Genomic DNA, 14,039 nt, shown 5'->3' on the forward strand with positions numbered 1-14,039 from the left:
AAAACGCGGCTATAGGCGTTTCAGCGCGTCGATAAGCCGGTCGCGGATTGTCATAATACCTTTGTAGTGCAATTGCGCAGGATTTAGCGCTTCGAGCTGGCGCGCAAAAGCTTCCGCTAAATTACGGCATTCGGGGTGTTTCTTAAGGGCACTTATAGGATCGAGATAAATGCGGATAGTGAAAAGAATATCGCCCGATACGGGCAGTTTGCGCAGCGTCTGCCGCTCGACGCGAACATAGCTTTGGGCTGCAATATCCTCGTCGGCGTAGCGCGCGCCCTTCTGGTGGCTGGCGAGCGGATGATAGAGATTGCCGTCGGGCTGCAGCGACCAGTTCATCCGCTGAACCGAGCGATCCGGACGCAGATTATCGAACATGCGGGTGATCAGCCCGGCATTGCGGGTGCCTGCGCCAAAATCGGGTACGGGGGCATGGATATCTTCCATCGAGCGGCCGAACTTTTCCAGAAGCGTCCAGGAGGACGGAAACGATAGCGAGGCGGCGGCGAGATGCCAGCCGCGTGTCTCGTCCTTGCGCATCAACACAAGGTCTTCCTGAACAAGGCTGGCGGCGCGATGCAGGCGGGGGATATCCGTTTCGCCGAGCGATACGGGTTCGTTCCAACCCGCAATTTTGATGTTCCCGCCGTCGCTGTAATAGACTTCAGGATAGTGCTCGACGAGATGGGTGCCGAGGAGTTCCAGCACTTCCTGCTGGGCAGCTTCTGTTCCGGACTCCTCGACTAAAATCCTGTCGCCGTAGAGCGCAAAAAGCCGTTTTTTCTCAGAGAGATAGGCGAGAAGATTGTCATCGATCTCGATCCAGTCTTTCAGATCGAGCTGCTGCAACCCTATGGTGAAGGGTTGCACCGAGCCATCATAGGGCGTGTGCACGGGAGCTGGGGTCGTCATTATGCGGCGTCCATCGCCTCCAGCTCGTCAATGATCCCCTCGATAACGGAAAGGCCCTTTTGCCAGAAGGCGGGGTCCGTCGCATCGAGGCCGAAAGGCGCAAGCAATTCGGAATGATGCTTGGTGCCGCCGGCTTTCAGCATGTCGAAGTATTTCTCCTGGAATCCAGCTTCGGCGTTTTGATAGACCGCGTAGAGCGAGTTCACCAGGCAATCGCCGAAGGCATAGGCGTAGACATAGAAGGGCGAGTGGATGAAATGCGGGATATAGGTCCAGAAGGTCTCGTATCCCGCACCGAAATGCACCGCCGGTCCGAGGCTTTCCTTCTGCACATCCAGCCATATCTCGCCGATACGGTCCGAGGTTAGTTCGCCGTTGTTGCGCTCGGCGTGAACCCGGCGCTCGAACTGGTAGAATGCGATCTGCCGTACGACCGTGTTGATCATGTCTTCGGCCTTTTGCGCCAGCATGGCCTTGCGTTCGCGCTTGTCGCGGGTCTTTTCAAGCAGCGAGCGGAAAGTGAGCATTTCGCCGAAGACGGAAGCAGTTTCGGCGAGAGTCAGTGGCGTTGAAGCCATGAGTGCGCCCTGATCGCCGGCAAGCACCTGATGCACGCCGTGGCCAAGTTCGTGCGCGAGGGTCATCACATCGCGCGGCTTGCCCATGTAGTTCAGGAGCACATAGGGATGCACCGAGGGAACCGTCGGATGGGCGAAGGCGCCGGGCGATTTGCCAGGGCGGGTCGGCGCATCGATCCAGTTTTTGTCGAAGAAAGCCTTGGCGATTTCGGCCATTTCCGGCGCAAAGCCACTATAGGCGGAAAGCACGGTTTCGCGCGCGTCCGTCCATGAAATGATCGCCTGCGGCGTTTCCGGCAACGGAGCATTGCGGTCCCAATTGTTCAGGTATTCAAGGCCGAGCCATTTGGCCTTGAGCGCATAATATCGATGCGACAGGCGCGGATAGGCGGCCTGCACGGCTTCGGAGAGTGCGTCGACCACCTCACGCTCGACCCGGTTGGCCAAGTGGCGGCTGTCGGCGATGTCCTCAAAGCCACGCCAGCGATCGGAGATTTCCTTGTCCTTGGCCAGCGTATTGGTGATCAGCGTGAAAACACGGAGGTTTTCCTTGAAGGTCTTGGCCAGTGCTTCAAAACCGGCTTTGCGCAGGGAGGCATCTGCATCCTGCAAGAGGTTCAAGGTCGGTTCGAGCGGCAATTCCTCGCCATTCACTTCAAAGCGCAGCGCCGTCATGGTTTCGTCGAACAGGCGGTTCCAGGCGCCGCGCCCGGTAATCGACTTTTCGTGGAAAAGCTGCTCGATCTTGTCGTCGAGCTGGTAGGGCTTGTCCTTGCGCAGGTCTACCAGCCATGGGCGATAGTGGGCGATGGCCGGGTTTTCAGCCATGGCTTTTTCAATGATCGCATCATCGATGCGGTTGAGTTCGAGGCTGTAGAAGATCAAATGCGTGCTCGCATCGGTCATCTTCTGCTGGATATCGCCGTAAAGCTTAGCGCGCTTCGGATCGGACGTATCGCCGGCATAGACCAGCCCGGCGAAGGAGACAATCTTGCCGATAAGTTCTTCCAGGGCTTCGAATTCCTGGATCGATTGGGCAAACTCTCCGCCTTTCGGTTTGGCCGCCTCGGCGGCGAGTCTACCCTTCCAGCGGTTCTCGAATTCGACGGCGAGTTCGTCAGCCTTTTTGAGATCGGCCTTGAGCTCGCTGCTTTCCGTGGATGGGTAGAGATCGGCAAGGTTCCATTCAGGCAGCAGACCAAGTGATGCCTGATCAGCTTTCACGGCAGCAGTGCTGCCCGATTTGGAGGGAGCCGTGACCACGGTATCAAGCGAGTATTTATTGATTTTTGAACACATTTTGGCACCAGAATATTGAAGTTTGGAGGGCGAATCAGAGGCCCTCGATAAAGGAGCTAAACCTTAAGAGTCGGTTGGCAATTGATCCAGTTCCGTCTTGCTTGTCCCACTTTGTAGCAACTTTTAGACTTTTGAGGGGTGGATTCATTTGAAAAAAAGCCTTAATCCTGCTGTTAACAACCCGTTGACCATGTCACAAAACACTGGATTCGATATGCGTTTTCGCCATGCTCTCAACGTATTTGTTGTTCAGTAAAGCGACCATTAACCATTAAATCGGACAATCCAGCTATTCGGGGGTTGGAAAAGACGGTCAAGGTTGGGGACGAAATTGTCAAACATGATTCATGCACAGAACAACAGATCGTGGGCGAGTTCTCTTATGCGCGCCGGCTGGTTTGTGTTCCTCATGGTCTTTGTGCCGATGTTGTTCGCATCCGCACAGGCTTCCGCCGAGACGAGGACTCTCAAGCTTTATTTCATCCATACCAAGGAACGTGCCGAGATCACCTTCAAGAGAAATGGCCGTTATCAGCAGGATGGGCTGAACAAGCTCAACAAGTTTCTGCGTGACTGGCGCCGCAACGAGCCGACGAAGATGGACCCCCGCCTCTTCGATCTGGTCTGGCAGATTTATCAGAATGTCGGCGGCAGGGACTACATCAATGTGGTATCTGCCTATCGCTCTCCTACCACAAATTCCATGCTGCGTTCCCGTTCGCGCGGTGTGGCGAAGACAAGCCAGCACATGCTGGGCAAGGCCATGGACTGGTATCTGCCGGGTGTAAAGCTTTCCACACTTCGCGTTACAGCAATGAAATTCCAGGCTGGCGGCGTTGGCTACTATCCGACCTCCGGCTCTCCTTTCGTCCATACGGATGTCGGCAATGTCCGTCACTGGCCGCGCATGAGCCGCAGGGAACTGCTGGCCGTGTTCCCGGATGGCAAGACCATGCATATTCCTTCCGATGGCAAGCCATTACCCGGCTATGACCAGGCAGTCGCCGCCTACGAATCGCGCAAGCGCAATGGTGGCAGCGCAATTCAGGTCGCGAGTGCTTCGGGTTCGAGCCGCAGTGGCAAGACGCTGTTTGGCATGATCTTTGGCGGTGGCGCCGATGAGGAAGAGGATACCAGTGAGAGCACAACTGCTGTCGCTACTGCTTCCAAGCCTTCGAAGACGCTTTCGACCAAGCCAGCCGCGATAGCCGAAGACGCGGATGGAGGAGAGACCGCTGCACCGGCCGCGCCGGCTGTCGCAACGCGTGCCCAGCCTCAACCCGCAGAGCAGCAGATCGCTCCGGACCTGCCAGTGCGCGGTGCACCTGCGCCTTTGACCGCGCCGCGACCTGATGCGCCACTTGCGACATCGCCGGAAGACAACCGGGCCTTGGCCTTTGCGATTCCCGTACCGCTGCGTCGTCCTGACTATTCGCCGACACCGGCGCCAGAAGAACCGTCAACGCTCAATGCGCTCGCTGAAGATCAGTCGACTGTCATCGCCGCCCTGCCGATGCCACGACCGCAGCCGCAGGATAGCGCCAGCGCTATTCGTGAGATGATTGCGGCCAATCCCAACAACGCGAGCGCAGATACGGCGCAGCCCGAAATGGCCAATGCGCTCGTTCCGGTACCCTTCGACAAGCCCAAGCGCAATGACATGATGGTTGCGTCGCTTGTGCCTGATCAGCGTCCCGTCACCGAAGCAATTCAGGCCACTGCGGCGGCCGAAGAAGAGGTTATTCCGGCTCCGGAGGATGATCTGCAGGCGCTTATCAAGCAGGCCGACAGCGAGCATGGAAATGTCGTTTCCGCTTCGCAGCCGACGCCAGAGATGCCGACATTGCCGGGAACAACTGGTGGTCGTGTGAAACCGGCTGCACAGCAGAATACACAAATGGCGTCGATTGAAACGCAGCCATCACTGCGCCGGACGATGCTCGATGCTCAAGGCTCCGGTGATCCGGTTGCCGCGCTCAACAATGGCGTGATCACGACGGCCAAGGGCGCCAAGCCGCGCAAGCAGGCCGCACAGAATCAGACTCCGAAAGCGATCCAGGTTTCCTCGGACGTTCCTGACCGCGCCCTTTCGACCGAGCAGGTCGCGCAGACGGCACCGGCAGTGACACCGGCAGTCCTGCGCAATGCAGAAATGCGAACGGCGCCGACAACGGTCTATACGGCCGGGTTCCAGCAGAGCCTGCCCGTCGCCAACGCCAACAAGTTTACGGGCAAGGCGGTTACATTCCTGCAGATCGCCAAGTTCAACCCGACGCACGGATCGTAACGGCGGCAAGAAAAACCCCTCCCTGCTGCTACGCAGCCTCCCTCCCCACAAGGGGGAGGGCAAGACCGTCGCGCCTGTCGTTACGCTAAAGTCCTATATTCCGGCGTTTGAAAATACTGCAGAATTGAGCGCCTGACCCTCCCCTTGTGGGGAGGGACGGAGCGAAGCGACGGGGAGGGGTCTCTTCATGCCACATAGCAACGTTCAGCCAAAAACCAGGATGCGGGCGAAAACGCTCCGCCGCGAGTTGACCATGGCGGAACGGCGTATGTGGGACATACTGCGGTGTTTCCGCGGCCGCGGGGCCCGATTTCGCCGGGAGACACCAATCGGGCCATATATCGCTGATTTTGCCTGGTTATCCGCACGCATCATCATTGAGGTGGACGGCGATACGCATGCAACCGCCAGTGGTATCCGGCACGATCAGGACCGTGATACATTTTTGCGCGGTCAGGGCTTCCACGTAATTCGCTTCGATAACAGCGATGTCATTTTTTCTGAAGAGGCAGTCTACCTCGAAATCGAGGCAGCGCTGCAAACGCGCCTCATACCGGCACTCTCATAACCAGGGTCAGCCTGCGAGCTTGACTGCCTCGGCTGCGAGCTTGGTGATCTCGTCCCACTTTCCGGCCTTTACCAATTCTTCCGGGGCAACCCACGATCCACCCACGCAGACGACATTCGGCAGGTTGAGATAAGTTTTGGCGTTGGCGATGCTGACGCCGCCGGTTGGGCAGAACAGCGTGCCGGCCAGTGGCGACGACAAGGATTTCAGAAAGGCCGCGCCGCCAGCCTGTTCGGCGGGGAAAAACTTCAGCATCGTGTAGCCTTCTTCGCGCAAGGACATGATCTCGCCTGGCGTGATGGCGCCCGGAAGCAGCGGTACCTTGCTGTCGCGCGCGGCTTCGATGAGCTGCGGTGTCGCTCCGGGGCTGACGATGAAACGGGAACCTGCGTTGACGGCCTCGACATACTGACGGGCATTGAGAATGGTTCCGGCGCCGACGATGGCCTCCGGCACCTCATTGGCGACGGCACGGATGGCGTCGAGTGCGGCAGCAGTGCGCAGCGTGATCTCGATTGCCGGCAAGCCGCCCTTGGCAAGCGCCCGCGCCAACGGAACGGCATCGGCGAGATTCTGGATGAGAATGACCGGAATAACCGGCTGGCCCTTGAGGACGGGTAAGAGCAAATCGGTCTTCTGTGTCATCTCAATTCTCCGCTGACTGGAACTTCAATCGATTTAGTAGTGTGCATCCGGTTTGTCTACCTTGGATTTCCTGGATCGGGCATAATGGAGGTGCCACTTACTGTCTCCTCGCAAAACCCTTGAATTTGACGCTTTAGCGCAGTAGTTGGATGCGATCATGACAGACCATACCTCAAATATGCCCTTTACGGTGGCAGCACTCTATCGCTTTGCCCGGCTGGATCACTACCAGTCGCTGCAGGAGCCGCTGGCGAAGCTTTGCTGCGGGAAGGGGATCAAGGGTACACTGCTTTTGGCCGCGGAGGGTATCAACGGGACTGTCGCCGGAACGCCTGCGGCGATCAAGAAGCTCATTGATTTCCTTGAGGCCGAGCCGGCCATTGCCGGGATGGAGCTGAAGTATTCATACGCGAGCGAGATGCCTTTCAAACGCATGAAGGTGCGGCTGAAAAAGGAAATCGTCACCATGGGTGTCGATGATATCGACCCGCTGCAAAGCGTTGGGACCTATGTGCCCGCGACCGACTGGAACGCGCTGATCTCCGATCCGGGCACGATCGTCATCGACACGCGTAACGATTACGAGACGGCTATCGGGACGTTTCAAGGCGCCGTCGATCCGCAGACCAAGACGTTTCGCGAGTTTCCGCAGTGGGTGGAAAGCCACCGCGAGGAACTGGAAGGCAAGAAGATCGCCATGTTCTGCACTGGCGGTATTCGTTGCGAGAAGGCGACGGCCTATGTCAAAGGCCTCGGCTTCGATGACGTGTTTCATCTGAAGGGCGGGATTCTCAAATATCTCGAGGACGTACCAGCGGAGGAAAGCCGTTGGGAAGGCGAATGCTTCGTCTTCGACGAGCGGGTATCTGTCGGGCACGGTCTCATCGAGGGTGAGGCGGAACTTTGCCACGCCTGTCGCAATCCGATTGCGCCGGAGGACAAACTCTCGCCGTTGTTTCAGGAGGGTGTCTCTTGTCCGAATTGCTGCCACGAGCGCACGGACGAAGATCGTGCCCGTTTTGCCGAGCGGCAGAAGCAGGTGAGGCTGGCCAGGGAGCGGGGCGAGAAGAGCCACATCGGTTCCTAAAGAATCCACCCTGACGGACATCTGATGCGGCTTTCTGCGCTTCCGGTGCTCACGTACTTTATGTACGCTGCGCTCCGGTTCTCGAAACCCACACCAGCTGCCTCGTCAGGCTGAATTCTCAAGCCGCGATTGCCTCCAAATTTGCTACAATCGCCCCGCTGTCATTGCAATGCCATGAACCGGGTCCTAACTAAGCGGAGCCAATTCATGCAGCCATGAGGAGAGACGCATGCTTGATCCGAAGAAGATTCTCGATGATTTCCTGGGAAGCAATGTTCCCGGAGTTGGAACATCGGTTCGCGACACGGCCGGCAAGGCGACGCAACTTGCCAAGGACAATCCGCTCGCTACTGGCGCGCTCGCTGCGATTCTTCTCGGCACCGGCACTGGCCGTGAGGTGGCTGGCAGTGCCCTGAAACTTGGCGGTCTCGCCGCCGTCGCCGGGCTCGCCTACAAGGCTTATCAGAACTACCAGTCGGGCAAGGCTCCCGCTGAAGCAACACAAGCTTCCACTGGCGAACTTGCTCCGCCGCCGGACGATTCCAGCTTCCGTCCCGAAACCGCGCCGCAGGGTGAACATGAGTTTGCACTGGTGCTGGTGCGCGCCATGATCGCAGCTGCCCGTGCCGATGGCATGGTGGACGAGACCGAAAAGGCGCGCATCATCGAAAAACTGTCACTCTCCGGCATCAACAGCGATACGCAGGAGTTTCTCAAAAACGAGCTGTCCTCGCCTGTCGATGTGGACGGACTGGTCGCGGCTGCGGTTACCGACGCGCAGAAGGTCGAACTCTATACCGCTTCGCGTCTGGCTATCGATCCGCAAACGCGGGCCGAGCGAGGCTATCTCGACCTGCTTGCCGGGCGTCTGAAACTGCCGGACAATCTCATCGATCATATCGAAGCGACTGTGGCTGACGTGAAGGTTACATCGCCCGCCTGAGACCTTTCGGAAGCGGTTCCGGGCGATTGTGGAGGCCATTTCTGGCCGACCACACGTCCGGGGTCGGTCCGCGCTGCGGCTAAAGGATTGCCAGTGCGCTGGCGTAATTAGGCTCCATCGCCAGGATATGTGCTTGAAGCAGCTCGCGTAAAGTCGAGATATCCTGCCGTTTGACCGCCGCCGCCATCTGCTGATGCTCTTCGAAGGTTTTCTGCCGATGCAGTCCAAGCTGCTCGGAGAGATGGGCGCGAAGTGCCGCGATGCGACCAGCGGCGATTTCGAAAGCTTCGGCGAACAGGGGGTTGCCGCAGTGTTCGAATATGGCGTCGTGGAAGCGGGTATCGGCTTCAGCATAGGCCAACGCATCGTCGGCTGCGCGGGCTTTCCCCATCACGGCGATCGCATCCATCATTGCGCCGTACAGCGCCTTGGGTGCCCGTTCAACGGCCAGGCCGGCCGCCAACATCTCGAGATGGAGGCGATATTCCACGAGTGAATGAAGTTCATCGCGGTTCGGCTTGAAGACGAAGCTGCCGCGGCGGGCCAGGATGACAATCAGTCCTTGCAATTGCAGAATCGTCAACGCTTCGCGTACAGGCGTCCGGCTGACATCCATGGCGGCGGCAATCTTTTCCTCCGAAAGGGCCTCACCGAGAGACAGTTCGCGATTGAGAATTGATGCTTTGAGCCGATCGGCGACGATAGCTGCAAGCGACTGCTGCCGGCTGATAGGGCTCTTCTTCATCGGATTGATGTTCTTGTTGGCCTTGATGCCTGCGTGTTCCTGTTCGCTCATGGTTTTGTTGTACCCTAAATACCGCGGGCGTCCAGTGGCGGCACGACGCCTTGGATTCGGAAAGAATCGTGAAGCCAGACCGTCAATTGGTCAGTATGGGTTTCGCCACATCGACCTCTCCAAGGTCGATGCCGGGGCGATAGTCCATGCTTCCCTTTCCCGGAAACACCAGCGCCTTCATTGAATTGTCCTCCAAACCTGTTGCATGGATTGCTTGTCAAATGAGGTACTGTATGTCAACAGTATCGCGAGATGCGGTGGCGTGAGGGCAGCATGTTCAACCGCTGGAACCGTTCGTAGACGGCAATCAAGGGATTAAATGCATGGGCAGGCTGTATTCGCTTTCGTACATGACGCTCGAGACCAGCCCGCCAAAGATGATCGAATTCGCTGCCAAGGCAGGATACGATCTGGCCGGCATCCGCATGATGCCTACTCTGCCGGGCGGTCAAGCCTTTCCGTTGATGAACGATCCTGCCATGCTTCGCGAAACGCTGCTGCGCATCGACGATACCGGCGTCAAGGTCCTCGATGTCGAGATTGCCCGCATTGATGGAGTGTCGGGGGTCGAGCTTTGGCTTCCCATGCTGGAAGCATCGGCAAGGGTCGGTACCCGCACAATCGTTGTGGCTGGCGACGATCCTGATGAAGCACGGATGACCGAAACTTACGGCTTGCTTTGCGACGCAGCGGCGCCATTCGGCTTGACCGTCAATCTCGAATTCACACCCTGGACGACGCTAAACAATGCGGCCACGGCGAGCCGCATCGTCACAGAGGCCGCGCGCGCAAACGGCGAGATATTGATCGACCTCATCCATGTGGCGCGGTCCAAGACAACACTCGCCGACATCCGCGCAATCGATCCTGCCCGCATGAGCTATTTCCAGATTTGTGATGCGCCACCCGGGATTCCCGCGAGCCGGGAAGAACTGCTGTTCACCGCAAGGCAGGAGCGGCTTTTGCCGGGCGAGGGCGGCGTCGATGTTGCTGGCATCATAGGCGCGCTGCCCGACAATCTGATCGTCAGTGTCGAGGTGCCGAGTCATTCCAGGCTTGCGGCCATGGGACCATCGGAGTGGAGCAGGCAGACGCTGGAAACCTGCCGGGCATACATGGACGAATTTGACGCTGCACGAACGACCCGGCCCACACGCGCTGCAGGTTGAAGCCGCCATATTGCGGGTCGCCCAGGCGGGAAGAATGGAGGGAATGATGACTGCTTCACGGGCGGCGGCGATGCCGCCTTTCGACACGGCGTTGCTTGATCGGTTGATGCAGGAGCGAGGGCTCGACCTGCTCCTGGTTTCGTCGAAGCACAATGTCCAGTATCTGCTCGGTGGCTATCGCTTTTTCATGTTCGACTACATGGATGCGACCGGCCTCAGCCGCTATCTACCAATCCTGATCTATCCCAAAGGTCGTCCCGATCTTGCCGCCTATATCGGCAATCCCAACGAAGGTTACGAGCGTGATCTCGGTCGTTTCTGGCCGGGAACCCTTGACCTGAAGGCACGGGGATCGATCGATTCGATGCAATATTGCCTCGAACGTATAGAGGCTTCCGGAATTCCGGTTTCGACTATCGGCGTGGAACTTGGTTTCCTGCCGGCTGACGCATTTCAGGTCCTTCGCTCGGGTTTGCCGCATGCTGCCATTTCGGATTGCGTCGAAACTCTGGAATCGCTGCGGGCGGTGAAGACCTCGGCGGAACTCGATGATCTCAGGCAGGCATCGGAGCGCGTGGTCGACGCCATCGTGGCGACTTTTTCCCTTATAGAGCCGGGCCAGACCAAACAGAACATCGTCGAGATTCTGCGCAGGGAGGAGGTGCAACGCGACCTGGTGTTCGAATATTGCCTGATCACCGCCGGGACGAGCCTGAATCGTGCCCCCTCGGATCAACGCTTGCAGGAAGGCGATATCATATCGCTCGATTCGGGCGGAAACTATCGCGGCTACATTGGCGATCTTTGCCGCATGGGCATCCTCGGCCGGCCTTCGCCGGAACTAGAAGATGCGCTGGCAGTCATCGAAGAAATACAGCAAGCAGCCAGACGGCCGATACGCAGTGGGGCCATCGGCCAGGATACCTTCGCGGCAACCGCGCCGCTCCTGTCAGTAAAGCGGGACGGAAGGATGAGTTTCGTTGCACATGGGATGGGGCTGGTTTCCCATGAGGCACCGCGGCTTCTCGATGACGGGCCGATCCCGTATCCAGCGACGCATCGTGGTCTGGCACTCGAGACGGGAATGGTGTTGTCGATCGAAACGACCTGGCAGCACCCACGGCTCGGTTTCATAAAGCTGGAGGACACGGTTGCGGTAACGGCGGATGGTTGCGAAGCCTTCGGCGATGCGGGGCGTGGCTGGAACCGCTGCGGCGGTCGATGAAACGTAGTGGCCGCTCAGTCGAGAAGCGGCCCGATATGGTCCAGTGTCGGGCTACGGGCAGCCCGGCTTCCCGAGCTTCGCGCAGGCTCTGTCCCTATGCCGTATCGCTTCGACATCATCAGAATATGCGTGCTGAGCAATTCGAGTGCCTTTACCATATCTCCGGCCTCCAGCATTGCGACGATGGCAAGATGTTCGCCACTCGCCTGTTTGCGCGTTGGGAGCGTCGAGCGGTGTGAGCGTAGTGCGGCTACTTTGCTCGATACGAGCCGGTAGGCATTGATGAGGTAGGGATTTCCGCAATGCTCGAGCGAAGCGTCGTGGAAGCGCCCGTCGGCGCGCGCGCTGTTCAGGTTGTCGCCGGCTTCACAGGCGGCATTCATGTCGTCCGCTGCGGTACGCATGGCCGCCAGGGTTTCGTCGCGCCGGCTCTGCATTGCAAGGCGCAGCGCCTCGATTTCAATCATCTTGCGGAATTCGCAGAGGTTCACCGTGTCCTCGTGCGTCGGCAGGAAGACGAAGCTGCCTCTTTGCGGGCGAACGTCGAGCAACCCCTCCTGTTCGAGCGTCGCAAAGGCCTCCTTGACCGGGCTCCTGCTGACGCCGAGTGTCGTAGCCAGCTTGTCTTCCGACAAAGCGTCGCCCAGTTCGATTTCACCATCGAGGATAGCCCGCCGCAATCTCTCGGTTACCCGAACGCCCAGCGAGGATCGTGGCCTTTGATCCATTCCTATGGTCCTCCTAATGGTCGCCGGTACCCATCCATCGTGCAGGGCAATGCTAGTCCTCTATGACGCAGGCTGCGACGAAAGCAATAGTCTTCAATAACTCCGTTGCCATCAGCTCTCGAGCGCGTCAAGAAAACGGCGTGTAGCCGCCATTCCCTTTTCGGCCCGCTCGGCGAAACTCAATGTCGAATCGCCCTTGTGGGGCGTCTCGACACTGATGGTAATGTCGCGCGGCAGGACGGACATCAGCTCGTTCAGCCACAGTCCGCCGTCGCCTGGAAACATTCGCTCGGTTCTTGCTTCCGCAATACAGGCGGCATTGTCCAGCGGCTGCCTCGCAGGAGCATCGCAGAGCTGAAGGTACAGAACCAGACCCGCTGGCAAAGCTGCAACATCGGCAGGACTTCCACCGGACCGCGACAGATGCAAGGCATCGAGGAGAATCCCCACATTGTCGCGTCCCGATGCTGCCACAAGGCGGCCAGCATCCTGGATCGTTGCAGTGGAGCGCCAACGCATGAATTCGATGGCCATCTTCATGCCGTGCTGTGCTGCGGCGTCGGCAATCCGGCCAAGCCTGTCGCCCGCCCGGGAAAGGTCATGGTCTTCGCAGGTGATCTGCATCACCGGCATGCCGAATTCAGCCGCCGCCTCGATCACTGGCAACCAGCTTTCGACATCGGTCTCTGGAAGCAGCGTGAACACTTCGCCGTCGTAGAAGGATATCCCGAGATCGACGGCCGTTGTTTTGATTTCCCGGATCAGGGGCGTGTTTCCGACGATAGGATGGGCGAGTTCCAGGCCATGCGGAGCGATCAAGCGCAGCCCGGCCATATCGTAGCCGGACTGGGCGGCTGCCTTCACGTGCTCGAGTGGCGGGCAGGCCTGTACGGTCAGGAAGGCGAGTGAAAGTGGATATTGCTTGTACATGTCAGGCCTCAGTAAGTTGCGCGGCCGCCGGAGACGTCGAAGACTGCCCCCGTCGAGAACGAGCATTCTTCCGAAGCCAGCCACGAGACGAGCGCTGCAACCTCATCGGCCTGGCCCAGCCGGCCGACTGGAATTTTCGCGGTCACATAGGCCCGGAACTCCGGCGTTAGCTGGTTCATCATTTCGGTTTCGATTGCCGCAGGCGTGACGCAGTTCACCCGGATCTCGGTAGTTGCGAGCTCCTTGCCGACCGATTTGGTCAGGGCGATGACGCCTCCCTTGGATGCGGAATAGGCTACCGCATTGGGATTGCCCTCCTTGCCGGCAATCGAGGCAATGTTGACGATTCGGCCATAGCCGGTCTTCAACATTTCGCGGACCGCTGCCTGACAGCAGATAAAAACCGCGTCGAGGTTGAGTGACATGACAAACCGCCAGCCGTCCAATGGGTATTTCGCGAAGCTTTCGACTGGGCCGTTATGGCCTGCACCAGTGACGAGAATGCCAAGCGGCCCCATGTCGGCCACGACTTCTTTCATTGCCGCATCGACGGCCGCTGCGTCCGTCACGTCGACGACGTAACCTTTCGCGCCCGGCAGTTTCGCCGCCGCTTCCTCGACGCTCTCGCGATTGATATCCCAGAGGGCGACCTTGTGGCCCTTGGCTGCCAGACGTGCTGCGATCGGAAATCCGAGACCGCCTGCTCCTCCCGTTACGATTGCAACGCGTGGTGTTTCTTTTTCCGTCATTTGGTCTCCCAATCTTGTCCCTGCACGTCCGTTTGCCAAAAAGTGGCGCTTGACATTTGCAACATACTAACATTCTAGTAGCCTACATGGGTCGGAAACGGCTTGCTTGTCAAGCGGGAGCAG

Annotated in this window: 13 protein-coding genes; 6 read left to right on the forward strand and 7 right to left on the reverse strand. The window is 58.5% G+C overall.

Going from position 1 to position 14,039, the window contains the following annotated elements; translation table 11 throughout:
- Positions 1-9: 9 nt before the first annotated feature.
- Positions 10-912 carry a heme-dependent oxidative N-demethylase family protein gene (locus LB462_RS25375; protein ID WP_224513779.1) on the reverse strand — a complete coding sequence of 301 codons (903 nt, stop codon included), beginning with the start codon at positions 910-912 and terminating at the stop codon, positions 10-12.
- Positions 912-2,789, reverse strand: a complete 1,878-nt coding sequence (locus LB462_RS25380) for a M3 family oligoendopeptidase (protein WP_224513790.1) — start codon at positions 2,787-2,789, stop codon at positions 912-914. The genes LB462_RS25375 and LB462_RS25380 overlap by 1 nt, the downstream gene beginning before the upstream one ends.
- Before the next feature lie 424 nt (positions 2,790-3,213).
- Between LB462_RS25380 and LB462_RS25385 the strand changes: the two genes are divergently transcribed.
- Together LB462_RS25385 and LB462_RS25390 are read left to right on the forward strand one after the other, a co-directional pair.
- Positions 3,214-5,076, forward strand: coding sequence for a peptidoglycan L,D-endopeptidase MepK (locus LB462_RS25385; RefSeq protein WP_444359182.1), 1,863 nt, complete (start codon positions 3,214-3,216; stop codon positions 5,074-5,076).
- Between the two features lie 187 nt (positions 5,077-5,263).
- Positions 5,264-5,644, forward strand: coding sequence for an endonuclease domain-containing protein (locus LB462_RS25390; RefSeq protein ID WP_224513792.1), 381 nt, complete (start codon positions 5,264-5,266; stop codon positions 5,642-5,644).
- A gap of 6 nt (positions 5,645-5,650) precedes the next feature.
- On the opposite strand, the gene LB462_RS25395 is transcribed toward LB462_RS25390, so the two are convergent.
- Complete coding sequence (locus tag LB462_RS25395; RefSeq protein ID WP_224513794.1) at positions 5,651-6,289, reverse strand: 2-dehydro-3-deoxy-phosphogluconate aldolase; 639 nt, start codon at positions 6,287-6,289, stop codon at positions 5,651-5,653.
- Positions 6,290-6,446: 157 nt separating this feature from the next.
- Between LB462_RS25395 and trhO the strand changes: the two genes are divergently transcribed.
- Both trhO and LB462_RS25405 read left to right on the forward strand, forming a co-directional pair.
- A complete protein-coding gene (gene trhO, locus LB462_RS25400; RefSeq protein WP_224513796.1) occupies positions 6,447-7,376 on the forward strand; it encodes an oxygen-dependent tRNA uridine(34) hydroxylase TrhO in 930 nt (309 codons plus the stop codon).
- Between the two features lie 229 nt (positions 7,377-7,605).
- Positions 7,606-8,319 carry a tellurite resistance TerB family protein gene (locus LB462_RS25405; protein WP_183661662.1) on the forward strand — a complete coding sequence of 238 codons (714 nt, stop codon included), beginning with the start codon at positions 7,606-7,608 and terminating at the stop codon, positions 8,317-8,319.
- A 79-nt stretch (positions 8,320-8,398) separates the two neighbouring features.
- On the opposite strand, the gene LB462_RS25410 is transcribed toward LB462_RS25405, so the two are convergent.
- Complete coding sequence (locus tag LB462_RS25410) at positions 8,399-9,115, reverse strand: GntR family transcriptional regulator (protein WP_224513798.1); 717 nt, start codon at positions 9,113-9,115, stop codon at positions 8,399-8,401.
- Positions 9,116-9,438: 323 nt separating this feature from the next.
- Here LB462_RS25410 and LB462_RS25415 point away from each other — a divergent pair, with 323 nt between their 5' ends.
- On the forward strand, positions 9,439-10,284 hold the full coding sequence (locus LB462_RS25415) for a sugar phosphate isomerase/epimerase family protein (protein WP_224513800.1): 846 nt from the start codon (positions 9,439-9,441) through the stop codon (positions 10,282-10,284).
- 43 nt (positions 10,285-10,327) lie between these two features.
- Complete coding sequence (locus LB462_RS25420; protein WP_224513803.1) at positions 10,328-11,509, forward strand: M24 family metallopeptidase; 1,182 nt, start codon at positions 10,328-10,330, stop codon at positions 11,507-11,509.
- 14 nt (positions 11,510-11,523) lie between these two features.
- Here LB462_RS25420 and LB462_RS25425 read toward each other — a convergent pair whose 3' ends face one another.
- The 3 genes from LB462_RS25425 to LB462_RS25435 all read right to left on the reverse strand — a co-directional run bounded on the left by LB462_RS25425 (position 11,524) and on the right by LB462_RS25435 (position 13,916).
- Complete coding sequence (locus LB462_RS25425) at positions 11,524-12,237, reverse strand: GntR family transcriptional regulator (RefSeq protein WP_224513805.1); 714 nt, start codon at positions 12,235-12,237, stop codon at positions 11,524-11,526.
- Between the two features lie 111 nt (positions 12,238-12,348).
- Positions 12,349-13,167, reverse strand: a complete 819-nt coding sequence (locus LB462_RS25430; RefSeq protein ID WP_224513807.1) for a sugar phosphate isomerase/epimerase family protein — start codon at positions 13,165-13,167, stop codon at positions 12,349-12,351.
- Positions 13,168-13,175: 8 nt separating this feature from the next.
- Entirely contained in the window at positions 13,176-13,916 is a 741-nt protein-coding gene (locus tag LB462_RS25435; protein WP_112531671.1) for an SDR family NAD(P)-dependent oxidoreductase, read from the reverse strand.
- Positions 13,917-14,039 lie beyond the last annotated feature (123 nt).

Source organism: Phyllobacterium chamaecytisi, assembly GCF_020164455.1.
Taxonomy (GTDB): Bacteria; Pseudomonadota; Alphaproteobacteria; order Rhizobiales; family Rhizobiaceae; genus Phyllobacterium; species Phyllobacterium chamaecytisi.

Coding starts and splice junctions, on each gene's coding strand:
- LB462_RS25375 (WP_224513779.1), bottom strand. CDS start 912: ATGACGACCCCAGCTCCCGTGCACACGCCCTATGATGGCTCGGTGCAA.
- LB462_RS25380 (WP_224513790.1), bottom strand. CDS start 2,789: ATGTGTTCAAAAATCAATAAATACTCGCTTGATACCGTGGTCACGGCT.
- LB462_RS25385 (WP_444359182.1), top strand. CDS start 3,214: ATGTTGTTCGCATCCGCACAGGCTTCCGCCGAGACGAGGACTCTCAAG.
- LB462_RS25390 (WP_224513792.1), top strand. CDS start 5,264: ATGCCACATAGCAACGTTCAGCCAAAAACCAGGATGCGGGCGAAAACG.
- LB462_RS25395 (WP_224513794.1), bottom strand. CDS start 6,289: ATGACACAGAAGACCGATTTGCTCTTACCCGTCCTCAAGGGCCAGCCG.
- trhO (WP_224513796.1), top strand. CDS start 6,447: ATGACAGACCATACCTCAAATATGCCCTTTACGGTGGCAGCACTCTAT.
- LB462_RS25405 (WP_183661662.1), top strand. CDS start 7,606: ATGCTTGATCCGAAGAAGATTCTCGATGATTTCCTGGGAAGCAATGTT.
- LB462_RS25410 (WP_224513798.1), bottom strand. CDS start 9,115: ATGAGCGAACAGGAACACGCAGGCATCAAGGCCAACAAGAACATCAAT.
- LB462_RS25415 (WP_224513800.1), top strand. CDS start 9,439: ATGGGCAGGCTGTATTCGCTTTCGTACATGACGCTCGAGACCAGCCCG.
- LB462_RS25420 (WP_224513803.1), top strand. CDS start 10,328: ATGATGACTGCTTCACGGGCGGCGGCGATGCCGCCTTTCGACACGGCG.
- LB462_RS25425 (WP_224513805.1), bottom strand. CDS start 12,237: ATGGATCAAAGGCCACGATCCTCGCTGGGCGTTCGGGTAACCGAGAGA.
- LB462_RS25430 (WP_224513807.1), bottom strand. CDS start 13,167: ATGTACAAGCAATATCCACTTTCACTCGCCTTCCTGACCGTACAGGCC.
- LB462_RS25435 (WP_112531671.1), bottom strand. CDS start 13,916: ATGACGGAAAAAGAAACACCACGCGTTGCAATCGTAACGGGAGGAGCA.